The organism is Bacillus sp. AFS088145 (assembly GCF_002564465.1).
Classification (GTDB): domain Bacteria; phylum Bacillota; class Bacilli; order Bacillales; family Bacillaceae_G; genus Gottfriedia.
Genome location: NZ_NUUX01000095.1, coordinates 1 through 298 on the forward strand (window position 1 = coordinate 1; position 298 = coordinate 298).

A 298-nucleotide genomic window follows, 5' to 3' on the forward strand; every position below is an offset into this window, starting at 1 on the left:
CCGTTACCCGCGTTCAGCGGAACGATCCCATCAAGAAGGCATTGCTTACGTGCGCTTTACCGTCGACCGACAGGGTAACGTGCTGAGCTCGCAGGTTGATCGTAGCAGTGGCTACCCTGGCCTGGATCAGGAAACGCTCGCGACCGTGCGTCGTGCGAGCCCTGTTCCGCCGCCGCCGTCAGCTATCCAGGGCGATCCGATCGACGTCGTGGTCCCCGTTGTCTTTTCCTTACGCTAGGCACAAAGTCATGCGCACGTGGTGGTCGCATCACCCTCGAACACGAAGTTTGACAAGACC

The 298-nt window shown here is 60.1% G+C and carries 1 protein-coding gene; it reads left to right on the forward strand.

Annotation, left to right across the window (positions count from 1 at the left end):
• Positions 1 to 238, forward strand: a 238-nt coding sequence (locus COI44_RS23785) for an energy transducer TonB (protein ID WP_142329315.1), incomplete at its 5' end; no start/stop codon positions are given.
• Positions 239 to 298: the final 60 nt, after the last annotated feature.